The organism is Nocardioides donggukensis (assembly GCF_014842875.1).
Lineage (GTDB): Bacteria > Actinomycetota > Actinomycetes > Propionibacteriales > Nocardioidaceae > Nocardioides > Nocardioides donggukensis.
Map to the genome: position 1 here is coordinate 60,447 of NZ_JACYXZ010000002.1, position 21,331 is coordinate 81,777.

Below are 21,331 nucleotides of genomic sequence, written 5' to 3' on the forward strand. Positions count from 1 at the left end.
GTGCTACGGGTTCTAACAGAACGATTGGCGACACATCTTGTTGATCGGTGGTGCGGGCAAGGCTGGATCGGCTGTCCGTGTCGAGCTCGCCACTCGTGGGCACGAGATCCTTGTCGTGGGCCACAGCACGGGCGAGTTGTGTCACGACACCTGCGAACCCGGCCAGCTGGACGCGATGTGGGCCGCTGTCGGCGAGGTCGACGCCGTGGCCAGCGCCGCGGGGTCGGTGCCCCTAGTTGCCGACGCGGGACCTCACCGCAGAGGACTACCAGTCCGCCTTCGCAGGCAAGGTGTTGAGCCAGATCAGCCTGGTGAGGTCTGGTCTCGATCGCGTCGCCGAGCAGGGCTCGTTCACCTTGATCTCCGGGATCCTTGCCCGTAACCCGTAACCCCGTGCGCACCGGCGCCGCAGCCACGATGGCAAACGGAGCGGTGGAGGCGTTCGTGCGCACCGCCGCGATCGAGATCGCTCCTCGCCGTATCAACGTGATCGGCCCGTCGGTGTCATCGAGAGTCTCCACGAGTACGGCGGCACGTTCCCCGCGTTCGGCTCCACCGACCTCGCCGACGTCGCGCGCGCTTACGTGAAGTCGATCGAAGGCGCCGGGGACCGGCCAGGTCATCGCGCTGCCATTACCACCCGCCGAGTGGCGCTCGCCGTCTACCTCGCCCTCGGGGGTCCTGAGCTTCGTGTTCACGGAGGTGGCCCTCGAGGTCATTACGCCAGGGCAGACCTGCCTGCTGCGCCTGGTGCTCGGAGCGATCCCCATCGCGGCCATTGCCATCGCCCGGGGCCACCTGCGACGGTGGCACTGGCGCCACACCCAGCACTTCGCGGTCGTGTCGGTGCTCGCCGCAGGCCTGCACTTCTACTCCTTCGCCTCCGGCACGCCAGCGCCTCGACAGCGGCGTCGCGGGCGCACTCAGCGGCAACATCCCGCTGTTCGCAACGATCGGCGCCGCAGCGCTGGTCGCCGGTGAGAACATTAGCCGCGGCAAGGCCGCCGGGCTCGCGATCGCCACGACCGGCATCGTGCTGCTCGCCTAACCCTGGAGCGCCAGCTCGGTGGACCCCGGCGGCCTGCTGTTGAGGCTCCTCGGCTGCGCCAGCCTGGGTGTGTCCTTCGCCTACACAAGGCGCTTTGTGACACCACTCGGCGTCCACCCCGCCGCCTCGGCCAGCTACCAGATGGTGCTCGCCGCGCTGGGGTCCTGGTGTCTGCATTGAACCGCCCCGGGTCTGGTGGAGGCGTTGATCCCACGGAAGGGTGGAGTCATGCCAGCACCGAAGAAGTACCCGGTCGAGATGCGGGACCGGGCTATTCGACTGGTCGAGGATCTGCTTGCGGATCCCGATCTCGGGCTGTCAGTCACCGGTGCGTGTAGCCGGGTGTCTGAGCAGCTGGGCATCAACCGTGACACGTTGCGGGGCTGGGTGAAGCAGGCCCAGATCGATGCCGGGACCAAGCCGGGCCTCTCGAGCGACCAGCAGCGGCGCCTGAAGGAGCTGGAGGCTGAGAACCGTGAGCTGCGGCGGGCGAATGCGATCTTGAAGACCGCCTCGGCTTTCTTCGCGGCGGAGCTCGACCGCCCATCGCCACGCTCGTGAGGTTCATCGATGAGCACCGCCACGACACCGTCGATGGCAGGGAGTTCGGGGTCGAGCCGATCTGCAGGGTGCTGACCGAGCACGGCTGCAAGATCGCCCCGGCGACCTACTGGGCCCATGCGAAGCGACCGACATCTGCCCGGGCGGTTCGGGATGCGGAACTGATCGTCGAGATCCGCCGGGTCCATGGGGCCAACTACGGGGTCTATGGGGCTCGCAAGGTGTGGCGTCAGCTCAACCGCGAGGGCATCGCGGTGGCCCGCTGCACCGTCGAGAGGCTGATGGCTGCCGAGGGCCTGACCGGTGCCGTGCGGGGCGCGGCCAAGCGCACCACACGCCCGGACCCGGCCGCGCCGCGACCCGAGGACCTGGTCGAGCGGCAGTTCGTGGCCGCTCGTCCCAACCAGTTGTGGGTCGTTGACTTCACCTACGTGGCCACCTGGTCGGGGTTCGTCTACGTGGCGTTCTGCGTCGACGTGTTCGCCCGGGTGATCACCGGTTGGCGGGTGTCGCGGTCGATGACCACCGATCTGGTCCTGGACGCCCTTGAGATGGGGATCTGGCAGCGACAGCGGCAAGGCCATGACATCCAAGGACTGGTGCACCACTCCGACGCCGGGTCGCAGTACACCTCGATCCGCTACACCGAGCGGCTCGCCGAGGCCGGCGCGAAGCCCTCGATCGGGTCGGTCGGTGACTCCTACGACAATGCGACGGCCGAGTCGATCATCGGCCTGTTCAAGACCGAGGTGATCCGTCGCCGCGGACCCTGGCGCACCCTCGACGACGTCGAGATCGCCACCCTGGAATGGGTCGACTGGTTCAACAACCGACGCCTCTTCGAGGCACTCGGCAACGTCCCACCAGCCGAGGCCGAGACCAACCACTACCTCACAGCCGCAACAGCTGAGACCCTCGAAATGTCAGAACCCAGCCTCCACTGAACCCGGGGCGGTTCAGTCTAAGACCCGAGCGACTCACTCGTTGCAAGCCGATTCAATCGGCGGCCACCCCGCGCCTCGGGCGCCCTTTCGCGCCAGTTTGGACTATCGGTCCTTCGCCGCTTGCTGGTACTCGGATGGCGGCTTGGGTCGTCGAATGGCCGCCCGGCGCCATGAGCTCGGCAAGTCTGGCGCAGTGGCGGGAGACTTCGGTAAGCGCGCCCCGGCTGAGGTCGTGGACCCGAGTGACTTAGCGCCACGCAACCTGATGGACGTCGGCGCTTGCGCACTGCATAGTAGTAGTGCGACGCGTCAACGGGTGACGCGGATCCGGGGGTCTGCCGATGGCCGGCGACTTGCTCATCAGGGGGCAGCAGAGACTGGATGCTGCCCCCGAAGACGACTTCGCGCAGATCTACGGCGGTCAGGTTCGGTACGTGCCGCGGGTGCGGGTGATTACGCGCGCTGGTGGCGCCCGCGGCACCCAGGACCGGGTGCCGCTGGACGGCGACGACGATGACATTGTCGAGATCGAGACCGCGGATGGCGTCGTCACGTTCACCAGCCTGCGGCAGGCACGGGGCCGCGCACGCGGTGAGCGGACGCAGTACCTCGACGAGGCGTTCGGCGGGGCCCGGCGCGGCGGAAGCCCTGTGGTCGACGTACGGGTGATCGACTTCAGCCCGCTGAAGTCCGAGGTCAAGGACGACTTGACGTTGCTGCGCCAGCCCGACACCTGGGCGCTCGACAAGGCTGGCCGGCTGCTCCTGAGGGAACCGGCTCGGGCTGCGATGCAACGGATTGCGGCGTGGCTGGACAAACCGGTGCTGGACAACGCCGCCGAAGAACTGCGCAGGAAGAGGCCCAAGGTCCGCGGACTCTATGCCGTAGACAAGCAATTGCGGCTCGATCCCGGGGATCGGCTAGAAGAGGAGCGGGCACGCGCGTTGTCCGTCGATGAACCGATTCTGGTGCTGCTCCACGGCACGTTCTCCCACACCGAGGCAGCCTTTGGGGGACTGCGCGGTGCGGAGGCATGGGAGACGTTTGCCGACAAGTATGACGATCGGATCGTCGCGCTCGAGCATGCGACTTTGTGCCAGAGTCCCCTGCAGAACGCTATCGACCTGGCGACACTGCTTCCCGAGGGTGCCCGACTGCACATGATCAGTCACTCTCGGGGTGGGTTGATCGGGGACTGCCTCAGCTTTGTCCAGGCCCACGATGGCGCGGACCTCGATCTTGACCTGTTCGACAAGCGTCCCCGGCCCAGTTTCCTGCCGCAGGGTGACGCGGATCCGCGTCGCGAGCAGTTTGAGGAACTCGGGAGAGTGGTCCACGAACGGAACTTGCGGATCGAGCGGTTCGCGCGAGTTGCCTGCCCTGGTAGCGGCACTCTGTTGGTGTCGAGGCGCATCGACAAGTACGCCTCGTTCCTCTTCAATGTGCTCAAGTTGGCTCCCGGACTACAGGGCACTGGGGTTATTGAGGCGGTCAAGCTGATCGTGCTCACGTTCCTCGACCAGCGCAGCGACGTCCTGGCGGTGCCCGGCCTCGAGGCCATGATGCCGGAGTCCCCGTTTATCGGAACCCTCAACATGCGAGCCCGGACAAAGGCTGCCGACGGCATGGCGGTGATTGCCGGCGACGTGGAGGGTAGCGGCGTCCTTAAGCGACTTAAGGTGCTCGGCGCAGACGCATTCTTTCTGGCCGACCACGACATGGTCGTCAACACCCGCGCCATGATCGGGGGCGTTCCACGCGTCGACCCTCGCGTCGCAACCTTCCGTGGGTCGGCGTACTCCCACTCCAGCTACTTCACCGACGCGGCGGCTCGCGCCGCGACCCTGGGGTGGTTGGATGGCAAAGCTGAGGGGTTCGAGCCTGAGCTGGTAACGAAGCGACACCGTTGGTCGCGACGCCGAGACGCCACAATCGCGGCCGACGGCTGCGTCCTGATAGTGCCTGACCTGATGGGGAGCACGGTCAGCGTAGGCGGGCGCCGGGTCTGGCCCGTGCCGGCTGAGTTGTCTCGTGGCCTCGAGGACTTCCTGAGCAACGATGGCTGGAACGCCGACGGTCTGGTTTCACCATACGATCCGATACTCGAGGCTCTCGACGCGGTTGGATTTAGGGTGGAAGTGTTCCCGTACGACGGGCGTCGGCCCCTAAACGAGACCGCACGCCAGCTGTGCGACCGTGTGCGTGAACTGTTTGACAGACCCGAGTCCACGCTGCACGTGGTCACGCACGGGGCGGGTGGCCGGATTCTGCGGCTGGCACACGCGCTCGAGCCGGCCACGATCGGGCGGACCGGACGACGGGTGCTCCTCAGCCCGCCGCTCGAAGGATCCGTGCTCGCTGCTGCTCGGGTCGACGGACTCGATCCCCTTTCTGCGGCCCTGTCGGTCCTCACCGGGATCACGACCGATGACGTGGGAAAGCTGGTCAAGGAGCACTTCCCGAGCCTCACGGAACTTGCATCGAAGCCGGAGGATGACTCCGCGCCCTGGTTGGGCTACGTCTCGGTCTATGGGCGAGCCCGCACCACCATCGTCCCGCGCACAGTGCGACGGGGCGCCGCCGGGCGGGCCGACGGCTTCGGGCTCAGCCCTAGCGGCGACGGTCACGTACTGCCCTTGAAATCGCATGGCGAGGAGGAAGTGCTGTACGTCGACGCGCCTTTCGACGACCTCGTCAGCGCGGATGAACCCGTTGAGCTGGTCATTTCACTCCTGCTTGAGCCCGGCGCCGCACTCCGCGGTCAGGATGTGCGGGCACCCGGCAGCAACATCACCACCGACAAGGCCACCGTGGCCCCGGCTGAATACACGGCGCTGCTGCCCGACGCCGACGACCTGGTGTGGCGGAGCATGGGGGCCCCACGTCCGGCCGTCCGGCGTGGGAGGCTCGACGTTTCGGTGGTGCACGGGAACCTGACGGCCGCACGAGAGCGCCTCGTGGTGGGCACCCAGGATGGCACGCCCATGGGAGGTGCGGAGAAGGCACTGGACGAACGACTCGAGGGTGCATTGAGCCGACACCGGCTGGTTGGTCAGTACCCCGGGCGGCTCAGCAGTTGCCAACTCTTCGTCCGATCGGACCTCGAGGGCCCCGGCGCAGCGATCATCGGACTGGGCGGCCCCGGCGACCTCACGCCGGGCGCCCTTACGGCAGGCTATACACAAGCCGTTGAGCGTCTCGTTGCCGCACTCCCCGAGGACCCACAAGGTGAACGTGTGGGACGCGAGATCGAATTGGGAACTGTGCTCATTGGCACTACCAGTCTGGGCGGACTCAATGTGGCTTCGGCCGTCAACGCTGCCATCACCGGCGTTCGCCGCGCGAACCGCCGGATCCGAGACCTTGAGATGGACACACAGGTAACCACCTTGAGGATCTACGAGTTGTTCGAGGAACGGGCCAAGGAGGCGCTCGAGGCGGCCGCGAAGATCACTGACAACGACGCGGACGGCGGAGACGCTCTAGTGGTCAAGAAGGTGCTTGTGGAAGGCGTTGGCCGGCGTGCAGGCAGCCCGTCGGCGGCCTATGCCGAAGATCGATGGCGCTCGATCCGGGTCAACATCCCGAAGGTCGGCTCTGGCGGCACCGACACGATGGACCTCTTCTTCAACGAGATCGGTCGTACCGCTGGCGCCGAGACACTGCTTGGGCGCGGGCAGCGCCGGATCATCGACGAACTCATCGAGCGATGCGTCGGCACACCGTACGTCGATGAACAGACCTACAACACGCTCTACGAGCTGGTGGTGCCACGTCCCATGAAGGGCCAAGGTCGGCCTAGCGAGCACATCATGTACGTGCTCGACGACCACGCGGCAAAGTTGCCGTTCGAGATGTTCGCGACCCGCTCGTTTGACGATCGCCTGATCCCCACCGCAACCGAAGTTGGGATGATTCGTCGTCTTGAGATCGGTGCCCGCCCGGCTGCAGTCCGGCCGTCCTCAGGGCGACGAGCACTGGTGATCGGCGATCCATACGCAGGAGACGACTTCGAACCCTTGCCCGGGGCTCGGCACGAGGCAGAGGTCGTAGCCGATCTCCTCGAATCGCGCCGCTTCCGCGTGACACGGCTGATCTCACGTCGCGATCGAGACCCCAAGGTGGGAACCGTGGATGTGCTGAACGCCCTGTTTGCGCACGAATACCGCATCATTCACATCGCTGCGCACGGCACCTTCCACAGAAAGGTCCTAGTTCGCAACGGCGTGATGATCGGGCCGAACACGCGCTTGACGGCACTGGAGCTTCGGCAATTGCAGACAACTCCTGATCTGGTGTTCCTGAACGCCTGCCACTCCGGCGCCCGGGTCGACCATGCCAACGAGTTGGCAGCGAACGTAGCGCGCTCGTTCATCGACGACGGGGTCCGCGCCGTCGTGGCCACCGGTTGGGCTGTAGACGATCGCCCGGCTGGCGACTTCGCACAGGCTTTCTACAGCGGATTGTTGGGCGGAGAAAACCTCGGCATGGCGACCCTCAACGCCCGAAAATTGGTACACCGCGTCCACGGTCGTACGTCTAACACGTGGGGTGCCTATCAAGTATACGGCGAACCGGCGTTCCAGTTCGAGCGCGACACGACGCTGGTGGTCGTCGACGATCCCAAGTCCAGATTGGAGTTCCGCAGTCGGCTCGCGCTGCTTGCCGACCGGGCCCGTGGGTCCCGGAGCAGCCACCTGCAGCACACGAGCATCGCCGCACTCCAGGCCGCCGACGGCGCTGAGCTCGCAGCCATCCAAGAAGACCTCGAGAAGCTCGAGAAAGAGGCAGGGGAGAACAAGTGGCTCCAAGGGCTTGAGTACCAAGAAGTGGGCGAGGTGTGGCGCGACCTTGCGGACTATGACAATGCGATTCGGGCATACGAGTCGGCGCTTGCGGGCGGGGGATCCGCGGCCGGCCTCGATATTGTCGCCCAACTTGTCAGCGCTCACGCCCATGAGGGGGCAAACCATGTGCGGACCGGGCCGGGGAAGTGCATCGTCGACCACTTCGGACGCGCCTGCAAGCTCCTTGAGCTCTGGAACGATCTCGTCTCCGTCGACACGCAGAGGTTACCGGACGACCCACGCCCCGCCGGCGTTGGCGCGGATCATCTGCGGAGTCGGGCCAACCTCGAGCAGCACATGCTTTGGCTTTCCGTCGAAGAACACGCTGGTCTCGATGAGGCAATCGAGCGCACTCGCAGCCACTTTCAGGCCGCCTGCGACGCGAACCCCGGGGATGCAGGAGAACACTACTTAGAACTGGGGGCCACGGTCCTGGCCTGGCTTCAGTGGCACCGTCGACAGCGTCGTGCGTCCCGGCCCGCGCCGGCAACGCTGGAGAACCGGGCAGTCGCCGCGCACGAGGCAGCGGTGCAGGCCCCGTGGTCTTCTGAGCCGTTCGAACGGCAGCGGGTCGCTGACGCCGAACTCGCCCTACACCTACTGACCGGAAGGCCAGGATGGGAACAGGTGCGGGCGGGATACGAACGGGCGTTCCGAAAGTCGGTCAGCGTTCGGGAACGCGAGGCGGTCGTGCTCTACCTGGAGCTCATTCACCGGGTGCTGCCGCCGGGCTCCCCGCGCCTTGCCTCGGTCGATCGCCTTCGTCGAAGCCTCGCCACTTGGGTTCCCGGCTTCCAAGCGTCCTGACGTGAGCGTCGTGCCGATGCCGACCCGCCATGAGATTGGCCATCGTGTAGACATTACAGCCAGGTTCATGACGTCGGCCGAGGGCGTCGAATCGGCGCAGCAGCTTCGAACGCGAAAAGACTAGAACGCGTTTCCGATGACTACTCCGCCGGGGCGGGAAACCCATCGGGACAGCGACCCACGACGGTCTCGTCATCACTGCGCGGCTGCTTGACGCTGTCGCACACCTCCTCGACGCCGACGGCGACGACCTGAACGCTGACGGCAACCAGGCCGTCGCGCACTGGACCGCAGCAGCACGCCGCGCCGGCGGCATCGACCTCGACACCTACCGGCACGACGACCCCTCCTCCCTCGCGCCGGAGCTTTCCGGGCCATCCTCGCGGCAGATCTCGACTCGGCCAGACCCCTCGACATGGGCGCGGTTCTCACCGCCGCGGCCCTTCTGCCAGCACCATTGCTGTTCATCCGAACACCCGAAGCCAACGCGATTTCGGGCCGTGGACGCCGCCCGCCGAACCTGAGCCGGGCAGTGCGACGGTCGCGGTCGCCCTGGTGTCGATCGACGACACATCAGCACCCTGAACGAGACCGAGCTCCAGCGGCCCTCACTTGGTAGGGCCACCAAGACGCCGGTGACCCGGACACCTACGAAGGAACTGGCAGCCTTCACGTGCGGTACGCCGTCCCAACCCCGCAGTACGCACCGCCGGTCCTGGTGTGCCTCACCTGGCGCGGCACCGACGAGGACGGCAATCAGAAGAGCCAGCCCCTCGACGTCGCTGGCCACCCCGAGTTCCGTGTTCGGTGGCGTCTCGAGCGGGGTCGTAGGGACGCACCCAGTACGAGGTGTTCGACGAGCATTTCCCCGGGCATCTACGAGCGGCTCGCCGGCTACCCGCACAACCAGCTCCGGCCGTTCGCCCGACTCCTCAACGCCATCTCCCGCGCCGGGCTCGCCATGACCTGCAACAAGAAGTACCGCCGTGGCCAGTACGTGAGAGAGCACCAGTTCCACGACGACCTGCATGCTGCCCTCCTCGCCGACCCGACCCTCGAAGGACGAGTCGAACGGAGCACTCCGCTCGGGCACGGTTTCTCGACACCCGACATGACGGCATCACCGCCGAACTCAAGGTCGCCCGCGACCAGCCTGTCACCCGCGAGTCCGCCACCAAGTACATCGGCCAGCCCACCCAGTACGCCGCTGCCGACGGTGTCCGGCTCTCCATCCTCGTTGTCCTCGACATGAGCCGGAAAGTGCTTCCCATCGGCACCCCCCGAGAACTACCTGTTCGTCCTCGGCCCCAAGCAGCACGGGATGACCGACCCGCAGTCTGCCAGCGTCGTCGTCACCCTCGTCATCAACGGTAACCTGCCCGTGCCCAGCAGCTGGTCGCGCCGCAAGACACCGACGACCGACACCTCCTGACCCGCCGCGGCGCCTATGGCGATTGCCGAGGAGACCGTCAGCGGCCGCTACGAGGTCCGCGTCGCCTTCGTCCGACCGCGCTACTGACGCTCTGACCTGGCACTTTGCGAGCAGCGCCGCGGCTTCAACGCACAACTGCTTTACAGATAACCACCGGAAAAGGCAGTATTCTGTTATGGCGATCAGGGGCGACTTCCTGACGACCCAAGAGGTGTCCGACCTCTTGGGCGTCGAGGCGCGTCAGGTCCGCATCCTCGCCGAGGCGGGGTCCATCACTCGCATCGCCCGCGGCATCTTCGACCGCACATCAGTGGAGCGCTACCGCGCTGAACGCGGCTCCGGCCGGACCCGGACGTGGGCAGAGCACACCGCTTGGGGAGCCATCGCGATGCTCTCGGGCGCGGCCCCGTTGGGCCTTGGCGATGTCCAGACGTACCGGCTCCGCGCCACGCTGCGCGAGATCACCGACCCCACCGAACTGACCATCCGGCTGCGAGACCGCGCGACCGTCACCACCTGGTCCGGCCACCGTTCGGTCATCGAGCGCGTCCGCAACGAGCTTGTCATCCCTGGCCGCCAGCGGCTGGGGCTCGTCGAGGACGACGCCATCGTCGACGGCTACATCCATGCAGACCGGATCGCTGACCTCGTGCGCCGCTACAAACTGGGCGAGGACAGCACCGGGTCCATCACGCTGCGCTACACCTACATGGACATCGACTTCATCAAGTACCTGGCAGCGCTCAACAGGACGCTCGCCGCTGTCGATGCCGCCACATCCCTGGACCCACGCGAACGCGGCGTGGGGGAGCAGGTCCTGGTCCGCCGGCTGGAGTTGTTCCGCGAGAATGCCCGACAGTAAGCCCGCGGGCGTCGAGCGCCCCACCATCGACGTCGCCACCGCACCCGGAGGCTGGCCCGACCCGTGGCCGAACGTTGCCGAGATCGCCGCGGTACTGCCGACCGACAGGTGGACTCTGGTCGGCGGCCTGATGACCCAGTTGCACTCCATCCACCACGGCCTGGACATCGTGCGCCCGACAAACGATGTCGACATCGTCTTGCACATCGAGACCTCCCGAGGCGTTGCGAACGAGACCGCGACGGCGCTGCGCTCCCTCGGCTACGACCTGCGTTCGGCCGTCGATCCGCGCGACAACACCGCGCACCGCTTTTACCGCGGCGCAAGCAAGATCGACCTGGTCACCGACCGCCCCGACGAGGAGTCGGAGGAGGTAGTCGACGTCCTGGTCTCCGACCACCACGCCCCGAAGGTCACCGAACGACTCGCCGGACGCGACATGGTTCGCATCGAGGGTGGCACCCAGGCGCTGCGGCGCACCATCAACGCGCGGCTGGAGATCGAGCCTGGCACCGTCACCACGGTCTCGGTGCCCGGCCCGTTCGGCGCGCTCGTCTTGAAAGCAGCTGCGTACAAGACCGACTCGCGTGACTCAGACCGGCACCTGCGCGACGCCGTGGCCCTGCTGGCATGCATCGACGACCCGTTCGCCGAGCGCGAGGGATTCACCGGCTCCGACCGATCCCGGCTCCAGACCCTGCGCACCCGGCTCACACCCGGCGACATCTCCTGGACGGTACTGACCGGCCAGCCCCGCATCGACGCCGAGACGACCCTGGCGATCCTCACCGACGAGGACTGACCCGGGATCGAAGCAAACCCCGGTAGATCAAGCGGCCATTCCACACCACGGGGTGGAGCCCGGCAATGCCGCACCTCGGCCGGAGGCCGACCATGCCTCGCTCCGGCCTGAGCTCGGGTCTCTTCGATGCTGGCTGGCTGATCGGTTTCGATGCGTGTCCATCCACGGTCAGCTGTTCGGACTCTGCGCCGCTTGGCTGAGCGAGCCGGTGCACCTCAGAGGAAGGCCCTCTCCACGTACGCTCCTGCGCGTGAGCGAATTGCGCGTCCCGATGGCTGAGGAACTGGTGTGGGCCAACGTGGTTCGGCCCAAGGTCCCGATGTGCTATTTGGACCTGAATCACATCATCAATATGGCCAAGTCGCTCTCCGACCCGACAAAGGCACCCGCTGGCTCTCGCGACCTGTACGACTCCGCGAAGCGGGCGGCAGACGAGCACCGGGTGGTGTTCCCGATCTCCGCCACCCACTTCCGGGAGGTTGCGAAGATCGCCGATCACCGGCGCCGCGTCGCGCTCACGGACGTGTTCGAGCAACTGTCTGGCTTCAAGTACCTTCTCGGTCGAACTCAGATCGCGCGCCTCGAGCTGGATGCGGGAATCCGTGCCCTGTTGGGCGAGCCGACCGGTGACCCGGTGCCGCTGATCCGGCCCACCGTGGGACAGGCGTTTGGGATCGCGGGGACCCTCAAGGTCGGCGACGTTTCCGGCGCCGACCGCAGCGCCGCGGTGCGCGCACTGCTGGGCGACGACAAGTACGACGAGCTGATGGCGCAGATGAACCTCGAGCTCGAACGGCATCTGCTTCGCGGCCCGGACGACGCCCAGCGAGCCGTCTTGACGAAGGATCCGCGCTACGACCCCGACGTGATCGAGCACGGGATGCAGAGCCGGCTTGATCGTGAACTAGACACCTGGCCCACACTCGACGCGCACCCGGACTTTCCGATGGTACGAATCCGCGACGCAATCGCGGGTCGAGAGTTCTACCACGAGTGGATGACCCCGTTCTTGGAGATCCTGACCGACCGAGGGGTCGAGATAGCCGAAGACCTTCCGACGCCGGAGCAGTTCGCTGCCCTGCAGGCCGCAATGCCGCACCACCAAGTCGCGGTCAGCATCAAGACCCGCTATTTCCGTAACCGCGAGCACGCCTGGACTGTTAACGACGTCTCCGATATCGACGCCGTCTCAGTCGCGTACGCGTACTGCGAGGCGGTCTTCACGGACAAGGCGGTGCGTGCCGCGCTCGCCGACTCGACCGAGCTGCGGTCGATGGGTACGTTCCTCCCGCGCAAGATCCCTGCGTTGATCGACTGGCTCGACGCCCGGCCGGTGGTCGCGGATCCGGAGACTCAGGTCCTGCACTCGCTGGTCCATCGCTGATCTCAAAGTGCACCACCTGAACAGGTTCCTGCAGGTCGGCTGCAGGTCGTTCTCCACTCGCTCGCGGATTCGACCGGGGGACCATTTAGTGTCCAGATTGGGCCAGTCCGAGTCGGTACTAGACGGGTATACTGGGGCTGGAAGCGAGGGCGAATCTCTCACCACACCGAGCGAATCGGTAGCTTCCGGCCCGAGACCGTAGTAGCCGCGATGCCCCTGATCACGTCCAGAGGCTTCCGGTTCAAATCCCGGCGCATGTGGCGCCCTCCTGCTAATCGTTCGGCGCCGTGGGGAGCGGCGCATCCCAACGATCTCGGGTCCGCATGAGGTAACTAAGCGGGACGTTTCACCGGACAGGTCTTGCGGGACGCCGCGGGATAACGAACCTCGTGGGCTGGGCGAGTGCCGTAGCCGGTTCGGCTACCGGGACGGAGTCGCGGGGCGGGTGTTGAGGACTCTCTGGTCGGCGTGTCCGTCCTGTTGGAGTTTGCTGCGCACGGCTTGGCGAAAGCCGGATTGCCGTCCCTAGTCGCCGCGGCCGGGTGCGACCAACTCGACCAGGCGCGCGACCGGTCGGAAGGCGAGGCGCGCTGCCAGCGCCAGCGACGGGCGGATAGGAACGCGGCCGTGGCATCACCCTGCCGTCGCGCCGAGTCGATGGTGTCGATCCCGACGTCGCACAACCTCTCGGTCAAGTCAAAGACGGCGCAAACCGCGACCGTCACCTCGTCGACAACGCGCAGAGCCGCGGCCGGAGGGTCCTCGGTGTTGGCACGGACATCAGCTGGCAGATCGGCCAGCACGGCAGGGTCGAGCGGCGCTGACACCACCACGCCCGGCGCCTCGAAGCGTCTGGCGGGTACCGGTTGCTGCGTATGTGCACGACGAACAGCCGGGGGGGTCCAGTCGGTTAGCGCCGCGCGCGGACCTCGCTAGCCCGGCGCTAACCGGCGAGCATATTCGAGCCGGCTGGTGGCCTTGCGTGAACTAGGGTGGGCGCCGAGTCGCACGGTCACCTCCGACCTCGTGCTCGGATGCAAGAGGAAGTGGCGATAGTGGCGACGAACCCATCTTCGCGGACCGACCCGCGTGACCTGCTCGGGGAGTGGGGCAACTCCGCTGATGAGTGGGTGCGATACATCGTGCGGCACGTGCTCACCGGGGCGGGGCCGCTGAGCCAGGACGAGGCAGCGGGTGCCTACGCTCTCTTCCGTCAGGAGAAGGCTTTCGATCCGCGCGCGCTCCCAGTCGAGGAGCCGCTAGCCATCACGGAGTCCGAGGACGAGGCGATCGAACCGCTTGCCCTGACCTCCATCTCGCAGGTGGTCGGGGTCAACGCGCTCGTCGAGGGTGGCGTAATCGAGCCGCACGCCGGCCTGACGATCCTGTTCGGTGAGAACGGCACCGGCAAGACCGGGTACTCGCGCATCTTCAAGGCGCTCGCCGCAAGCCGCACGGTCGACGTGATCCTCGGTGACATCGAGGCAGCGACACCCAAGCCCCAGTCCGCGCTCATCACCTACACCCTCGGGTCGGACGCCAAGACCTACACCTGGACCGGCAACCAGGGCGTAGCTCCGTTCACGCGCATGTCGATCTTCGACAGCCCCTCCGTCAGCTTCCACGTCGACGACGACCTGGAGTACGTGTACGTGCCGGCCGCGCTGGCCCTTTTCAACCACGTCATCGCCGGCATCAAGTCAGTCCAGGCCACTATCGATCAAGCCGTCACGGAGCTACGGGCCACCGCCACCGGGCTCGTCTCCCGATTCCCGCGAGCAGCGAGTGTCTACCCGCTCATCGAGACCCTCGGCGCGTCCACAGATCTCGAGCACTTACGCTCCATGGCCGACACCAGCCCCGACGTCGATGCCCGCACCGGCGACCTGCGACGAACGGTCGCCGCGCTGGAGGCCGACACCATCAGCGCCGAGATCAAGATCCAGCAGCGCTTGGAAAGTATCTTGACCCAGGCATCGCTGGCCGCCACCACCATCGCCGATCTCAACGTCGACGCCTACACCCGTGAACGCGACACCCTGCGCACCCTGCAGGAGGACTACCGCACCTTCCGCACTGCGCTATTCGAAGCAGCCGATCTACCGGCTGAGCCCGATGACACCTGGAGCGCATTCATCGTCGCCGGGGAGAGCTACCAGGCGCACCTCGTGGCCGAGGGCGCCCACGACGCAGACCGCTGCCTGTACTGCCGGCAGCCCCTTAGTGAGGCCGCACGCGAGCTCATCGGCAAGTACTCGGAGTACCTCGAGGACAAGATCACCGCCGACATCACGGCATCCACCACTCGACTCAAAGCGCTGACCGCGCCGGTAACCGGCACCCAGGCAAGCGACGCGGCCGCCTTCGCCGCCGAGTACTCCGAAAGCACCATCACCAGCGCGACCGACACCGACACCGGTGCCGGCGGGTCCGGGGACGCAGGCGGCTCCGAGGACAAGCCTGCGTTCCACGTCGAGCTCGACCGGACCCTGTCGACCTTGACGCAACTGACCGAGCTGTTGAGCAACACCTCCGAGGTCAGCGGCACACTCACCGAGCACGCCGCATCCGATGCCGAGACGCTCCGGAGTGCTCTGGGCGCCACCTCCGAGAGGTTGGCCGAGCTTCGGTCGCAGGCCGAGACTCGCTCGGAGACGTTGATGGCGAAGAAGAAGGAGCTGGTTGAGCTCGAAGCAGCGGCCGAGCTCGGCAGGTCATGGTCACTAATCGACGCTCAGGTTAGCGACGCCAAGCAAGCCGACCGGCTCACGCTGCTGGCCAAGCCCATGCCAGGGCTGCTACGCGCGGTGACTGGGCTCGCCAAGACGGCGAGCGACCAGATGATTAACGAGAGCTTCGACGCCTTGTTCACCGAGGAATGCGCGGTACTTCGTGCTCCGACCCTGAACATTGAGTTCGTGGGCCGTCAAGGACGCGCGCAGCGTCGCAAGGTCCTAACCGGTAAGCACAAGCCCTCCAGCGTGCTCTCGGAGGGCGAGCAGAAGGTGCTCGCGATGGCGGATTTCCTCGCCGAGGCCCGGTTGGCCGGGATCACCGCGCCGGTAATCTTCGACGACCCGGTCTCCAGCCTGGACCATCGCCGCATCAACGAGGTCGCTCAGCGCGTCACGCTTCTCGCGGAGACCACGCAAGTCATCGTCTTCACCCACGACATCTTCTTCGCCAGCACGCTGCTCAGTCTCATGGAGAGCAGCAAGCGGTGCGCCTACTTCCAGATCACCGACGAAGACGGCAAGGGCAAAGTCACCCGTGCCACCGGACCGCGCTGGGACAGCCTGAACAACATCAAGAAGAACATCAACGAGACCATCCAAGCCGCAACCGGCCAAGACGGCGACGCGCGGGCAGCACTCGTACGCACCGGCTACGACTGGATCCGCGCCTGGTGCGAGGTGTTCACCGAGACCGAGCTCCTTCAGGGAGTCACACAGCGTTACCAGCCCAACGTTCGCATGACCAACCTGTCAAAGATCAAGGCCGAGGCGCTCCCCGAAGCGATTGAGACTGTCAACCGGGTCTTCGAGGAAGCTTGCCGCTACATCGACGGACACTCCCAACCCCTACCGGCCCTGGGCGTCAGCCCCACCCTGGCCGGACTGGAGGCGCACTGGGCCGAGCTCACCACAGCACGCAGCACCTACCTCAACGCTGGCAGCTAGAGGCGATCGCGGCCCGGCCGGTCGCGCGCCGGGCTGGGGGCTTGGTATCCCACCAGGTTGCGGCCCCACCCTCTTCTCGGGCTGGCCCCGGCCCGCCGCACATCCACGTCGCAACAACCTCATTCACCGCTCGCCGAGAGGGGGCGCCGCCGGTTGAGCGCAACCGGACCCCGGCCGACGACGACCCGAGTCACGGCGTCCCAGTTCGGGTCGACCGGCACAGGGATCAAATCAGACTTCGCGATCCACTCCATCTTGCGGACGGGCTCTAGCGCGGCATCGTCGAAGTAGATGACCTAGGCCTCGCGAGAGAGGGTCCTGCCCATTCCAGTCGAGGATCCTGATCTGGAGGTCCTGGACGAGCAGGATGACGCAGGTTCCGGCGTGGGTTCGGCCGATGCCGATGTGGTGCAGTCGGCTGTGGTGGCGCAGTGTGACCGAGCCGGCCTTGTCGACGCGGTCGTGTCGGATCCGCTCGTGGGTCTTGGGGTCGGTGGTCGGTCCCGGTAGTGCCTTGGGCATCGAGTCGTAGAGCGTCGCCGGGGTGGCCCGGTGGGGTAGTGAGCGGTGCGGGCGTCGGTGGTCGTACTCGTCGGCGAAGAGGTCCAGGAGTGCTTGGAGTTCGGCGGTGCTGCTCGGCTGTACGGGTTGGGCGCGTAGCCACTTCTTCATCGTCTGCTGGAAGCGCTCGGCTTTGCCGCAGGTGGTGGGGTGGGCTGGTCGGGAGTTCTTCTGGACGATGTGGCGGCGGCTGAGCTCGGCCTCGAAGGAGTTCTTGCCGCCCTGCCGGCCGTGGCCGGCCAGTCTGACGGTGTAGACCATGCCGTTGTCGGTGAGTGTGGACGCGGGAATGCCGTGCTGACCTGCGGTTTCCCTGAACGTCTTGAGGACGATCGGGGTGGTGACCCGGGCGTGCGCGGACACGTGCAGGGCGTAGCGGGTGCAGTCGTCGAGCCAGGTGATGATCTCGACGTCCGCCCCGGGGCGGCCGTCGGGGCGGGCCAGTCGGTAGTGGGTGAAGTCGGACTGCCAGGTCTCGTTCGGCATGGAGGCTTCGAACCGGATGTAGGAGGATCTGGGTCGCTTCTTCGGCTCGGGGGTGATCAGTCCGGCCGCGCTGAGGTGGCGGCTGATGGTCGACCTGGAGACCCGGTGTCCGTGGTGGTGGGCCAGGTGCCAGGCGATCGTGTCCGGGCCGGCGTCCAGGCCGGCGTCTGCCAGTTCCTTGCGGATCCGCACGATGAGGTCGACCAGCTCGGGCGCGAGAGCACCCGGAGAGGTCTTTGGGCGACGCGAGCGCGGCTCGAGGGCCGCTTCGCCCTCGGTCTCGTATCGGGCCTTGAGCTTGTAGACCCAGGCGCGGTGGATCCCGTAGCGGCCGGCGACCTCGGCCGGGGTCTGGTGGTCGACGAACAGGGCGGTGATGACCAGGCGGGCCTTCGACGTGGGCTGCGGCATGGCCGAGCATCGAACGGCCCTTGGCTGTCGCCGATGACTTGAGAGAGGTGTCGCCGATGTCGTGAGACATCTGTCGCCTATGTCCTGAACCAGCACACTGTCAGCCCGACCAAAAAATCGCCTCTGACCTGCGGAAACGCAGGTCAGAGGCGGTTCTGGTTGGGACGTACGACGCCACGGCGTTCGTGTACCAGTCGTAGGCGATTCAGACAGCTACCCATTGCGGACCCAGGGATCACGCCTGGCGACGGGCGACGAGCTGCTCGACCAGAATGTCGCCGTGCCCCGCATGCCGGGCGAGCTCCTGGACGAGGTGCGTGAGAACGAACCGTAGGCTCACGTCTCCGGAGTGCCACCTGTAGGTCTCGTTCAGATCGCGCCCCGAAGCGATGGCCCGCGACCGCGCGCAGGCGTCGACGTACGACGCTCGGACCGTCTCCACGGTGTCTTCGTCGCCGAGCAGGAAGCTGTCGTCGACGTCGTCCGGCAGGGCCAGGTCGGCGCGCGGCACGCCGGCCACGCGGTGGTGGAACCAGACCCGCTCCACGAAGGTGGCGTGCTTGACCAGACCGAGCGGGGTGGTCCGCGAGGGCACCAGCCGGGCCCGTGCCTCGTCCTCCGAGAGACCTTCGAGCAGGCCGACGATCTCGTTGCGCTGGCGGTCGACCATGCCCTCGAGCAGGGCCCTCTCGTCGGCAAGCAGGATGTCCATGCGGGAGCCTAACCCCGACGATGGCGCCGATGCCTGCTTCACCGCCGCCTCCTGTCGGCCCGACGAAGGACGCGGCGCCGTCCTGAGAGGGCGAGATCAGCCTGAAGGCGCCGACGAGCTCCAGGGCAGCGTCAGCGATCGGTTGCTGACGATTCCTGCCGCCGGTCGGCGGGCGCGGTCGCCTCCGGCCGGATACCGCGGATGAGGAGATACCCGATCATCCAGAACTCACCGACCGACGCCGGAAGGGTGAGCCCTTCGACCAGCAGGCTCGACCGGTCGGCGAAGGCGTGGTCGACGACGCTGCTCAGCATGTACCCGACGCCACCGACGACCAGGATCCACCCGAGCGCCCTGGGATAGCGCGCCGTGGTGATCGCGACCCACCCCATCGGGATGAGCCACAGGCCGAAGAACAGGGCGCCGACCCCCCAGGCGTTGCTGCTCAGCTCGTACAGCAGGCCCACGGTCGCGGCCGCGTCGCCGGCCGGTGCCAGCGAGGTGTCCTCGGCGACGGCGACGGCCGTGGCCAGGAAGGCGGCGCTGGCCATGATCGCCACCGCATTGACCAGTCCGAACGCGGCGATGGAGACCGCGGCGACGTTGCTGACCCCACGGAACAGCTTGTAGAACCAGATCGCCGCCAGCGCCTGCGTGACGACGATCCCCATCTCCAGCACGACGCCCAGACGGGCCAGCCCGCCCTGGTCCTGGAGATTCGCCAGCGTCGCCGCCGCGTCTGCGTCGACGTAGATCGCGGGGCGGACCAGCAGGAAGCCGAGGACTCCCGTGACGGCCAGGCCCAGGTACCACGCACCCGCGACCCGGGCGGTCCTCACCTGGTCGGTCATGGCCCCTCCTGTCGAGGAGACGGGTGCTGTGCTCGCTGCTCCCAGCGTAGGGCTGGCGGCGACCGTCGACCAGTGCCCACGGGTGGCTCGCGATGCCGAACCCGCCACCGCGGGCGGCCGCACCACTAGGCTGCCCGGATGAGCGAAGCCGATCACGAGCGCCGGGCCGTCGAGCTGGTGATGGGCACGACGCAGTACGCCGAGACACTGCATGCCCTCGTGGAGCGGACCGGGCGCAACGAGGCCGACCTGAGGGAGGACTCGCGGACCGCGCTGGCCGAGATGGCCGCCTATGTCGACGAGTCGGCCTCGCGGGTGTGGGACCGGATGGGTCGGTGGTTGACGCGCTCCTACGAGGTGGACGTCGACACCTCCACGCTGGCGGACCTGGCCGAGCTGGGTCGGCGGCACTCGCTGGTGTTCCTGCCCAACCACCGCTCCTACCTCGACCCGCTGGTGCTGCGGGCGGCCATGGCGGGGCACGGCTTCCCCAGCAACTACACGCTCGGCGGGATCAACCTCGCGATGTGGCCGCTCTCGGAGCTCGGGAGGCGCAGCGGACTGATCTTCATCCGCAGGTCCACCCGGGACGACCCGGTCTACCCGGCCATGCTGCGGCTCTACCTGGGGTTCCTGCTGCGCCAGCACGCCAACCTCGAGTGGTACTTCGAGGGCGGACGCACCCGCACCGGCAAGCTCCGTCCTCCGCGGATGGGGGTGCTGCGCTACCTCGTCGACGCCTTCCGCGCCAACGGGGACCGCGCCGACGACGCCTACCTGGTGCCGGTCTCCATCGTCTACGACCAGCAGCACGAGGTCTCGGCCCTCTCGCGCGAGGAGGGCGGCGGGACCAAGACGCCCGAGAGCCTGACCTGGCTGTACCGGTTCGCCCGCGCCCAGGGGCGGCGCCGGGGCCGGGTCCACGTGCGCTTCGGTCCGCCGCTGTCGCTGCGCGACGCCCTGGTCGACGCCGGCTCGCGCGCCGAGACCGACGACCTCACCGCGGTGGTGCCGCGGGTCGCCTTCGAGGTGGCTCACCGCATCAACGCCGCCACCCCGATCACCCCGTCCGCGCTGGTGGCCTTCGGGCTGCTCGACAACGACGGCCGGGCGATGACCCTGGCCGAGACTCTCGGCGTCCTCGAGCCGCTCGTCGCCTACGTCCGCCGCCGTCAGCTGCCGCTCACCGCCGATGTCGACCTCGGTCGACCCGAGGGCCTACGTAAGGCACTGGCGACGCTGGTGCGCGAGGGGGTCGTGGTCGAGTACGCCGGCGGGCTCGAGCCCGTCTACGCGATCGCCCCCGATCGGCAGCACGAGGCGGCCTTCTACCGCAACACCGTGACGCACTACTTCATCGACCGCGCGATCCTCGAGGTGGCGCTCGTCCAGGCCGCCGGAGAGGATCCGGACGCCGACGTCGTCGCTGCCACCTGGACCCGCGCGCTGGCCCTGCGCGACCTGCTGAAGTACGAGTTCTTCTTCGCGACCAAGCACGAGTTCGACGCGCAGCTGCGCTACGAGACCGACCTGATGCGTCCGGGCTGGGCCGAGGAGGTCGCCACCACGAGCCAGATCACCGGGCGGCTCTCGGGCTCCCACCTGCTCCTGGCGCACCGGGTGATCGGCCCGTTCCTGGAGGCCTACTCCGTGGTGGCCGACCGGCTGGTCACCCGGGAGCCCGCCGCCCCCCTGGACCGGGACGGGCTGATCGCCGAGAGCCTCGGGTTCGCGCACCAGCGGTGGCTGCAGCAGGACCTCCACTCGCCGGAGTCGATCTCCAAGGACCTCATGGGCGGCGCCCTCAAGCTGGCCGGCAACCGCGACCTCCTCGGGCCGGGGGGAGACGAGCTCCGCCGGTCGCGCCAGCACTTCGCCGACGAGCTGGCCGCGGCCGTCGAGGCCATCGCCGTGGTCCGCTCCCTCGCCCTCAAGGACTGACC

10 protein-coding genes are annotated in these 21,331 nt (G+C 67.2%); 7 read left to right on the forward strand and 3 right to left on the reverse strand.

Features of this window, described 5'->3' with window-relative positions; translation table 11 throughout:
* Positions 1-1,276: 1,276 nt before the first annotated feature.
* The 6 genes from IE331_RS06695 (at position 1,277) to IE331_RS16940 (ending at position 16,367) form a co-directional block, all read left to right on the forward strand.
* Positions 1,277-2,553, forward strand: a protein-coding gene (locus IE331_RS06695; protein WP_192141909.1) for an IS3 family transposase whose coding sequence is annotated in 2 segments (ribosomal slippage) — positions 1,277-1,565 and positions 1,565-2,553 — 1,278 coding nt in all. Because the reading frame shifts where the segments join, the coding sequence is not laid out codon by codon here.
* Between the two features lie 341 nt (positions 2,554-2,894).
* A complete protein-coding gene (locus IE331_RS06700; protein WP_192141911.1) occupies positions 2,895-8,207 on the forward strand; it encodes a CHAT domain-containing protein in 5,313 nt (1,770 codons plus the stop codon).
* A 1,607-nt stretch (positions 8,208-9,814) separates the two neighbouring features.
* Positions 9,815-10,501: a hypothetical protein gene (locus tag IE331_RS06705; RefSeq protein ID WP_192141913.1), complete on the forward strand. Its 687-nt coding sequence runs from the start codon at positions 9,815-9,817 to the stop codon at positions 10,499-10,501.
* The gene (locus tag IE331_RS06710; RefSeq protein ID WP_201931318.1) at positions 10,407-11,303 is read left to right on the forward strand and encodes a hypothetical protein; all 897 of its coding nucleotides are present in this window, start codon (positions 10,407-10,409) and stop codon (positions 11,301-11,303) included. The genes IE331_RS06705 and IE331_RS06710 overlap by 95 nt, the downstream gene beginning before the upstream one ends.
* A 250-nt stretch (positions 11,304-11,553) precedes the next feature.
* Complete coding sequence (locus IE331_RS06715) at positions 11,554-12,687, forward strand: hypothetical protein (protein WP_192141915.1); 1,134 nt, start codon at positions 11,554-11,556, stop codon at positions 12,685-12,687.
* Positions 12,688-13,817: 1,130 nt separating this feature from the next.
* Complete coding sequence (locus IE331_RS16940; RefSeq protein WP_201931331.1) at positions 13,818-16,367, forward strand: AAA family ATPase; 2,550 nt, start codon at positions 13,818-13,820, stop codon at positions 16,365-16,367.
* A gap of 231 nt (positions 16,368-16,598) precedes the next feature.
* Here the strand turns inward: IE331_RS16940 and IE331_RS06725 are convergent, their stop codons facing one another.
* From IE331_RS06725 to IE331_RS06735, 3 genes are all read right to left on the reverse strand, one after another.
* Complete coding sequence (locus tag IE331_RS06725; RefSeq protein WP_201931333.1) at positions 16,599-17,825, reverse strand: helix-turn-helix domain-containing protein; 1,227 nt, start codon at positions 17,823-17,825, stop codon at positions 16,599-16,601.
* A gap of 235 nt (positions 17,826-18,060) precedes the next feature.
* Entirely contained in the window at positions 18,061-18,537 is a 477-nt protein-coding gene (locus tag IE331_RS06730; RefSeq protein WP_192141919.1) for a DinB family protein, read from the reverse strand.
* A gap of 131 nt (positions 18,538-18,668) precedes the next feature.
* The gene (locus IE331_RS06735; RefSeq protein ID WP_192141921.1) at positions 18,669-19,388 is read right to left on the reverse strand and encodes a DUF4386 domain-containing protein; all 720 of its coding nucleotides are present in this window, start codon (positions 19,386-19,388) and stop codon (positions 18,669-18,671) included.
* Positions 19,389-19,526: 138 nt separating this feature from the next.
* Between IE331_RS06735 and IE331_RS06740 the strand changes: the two genes are divergently transcribed.
* On the forward strand, positions 19,527-21,329 hold the full coding sequence (locus tag IE331_RS06740; protein ID WP_192141922.1) for a 1-acyl-sn-glycerol-3-phosphate acyltransferase: 1,803 nt from the start codon (positions 19,527-19,529) through the stop codon (positions 21,327-21,329).
* Positions 21,330-21,331: the final 2 nt, after the last annotated feature.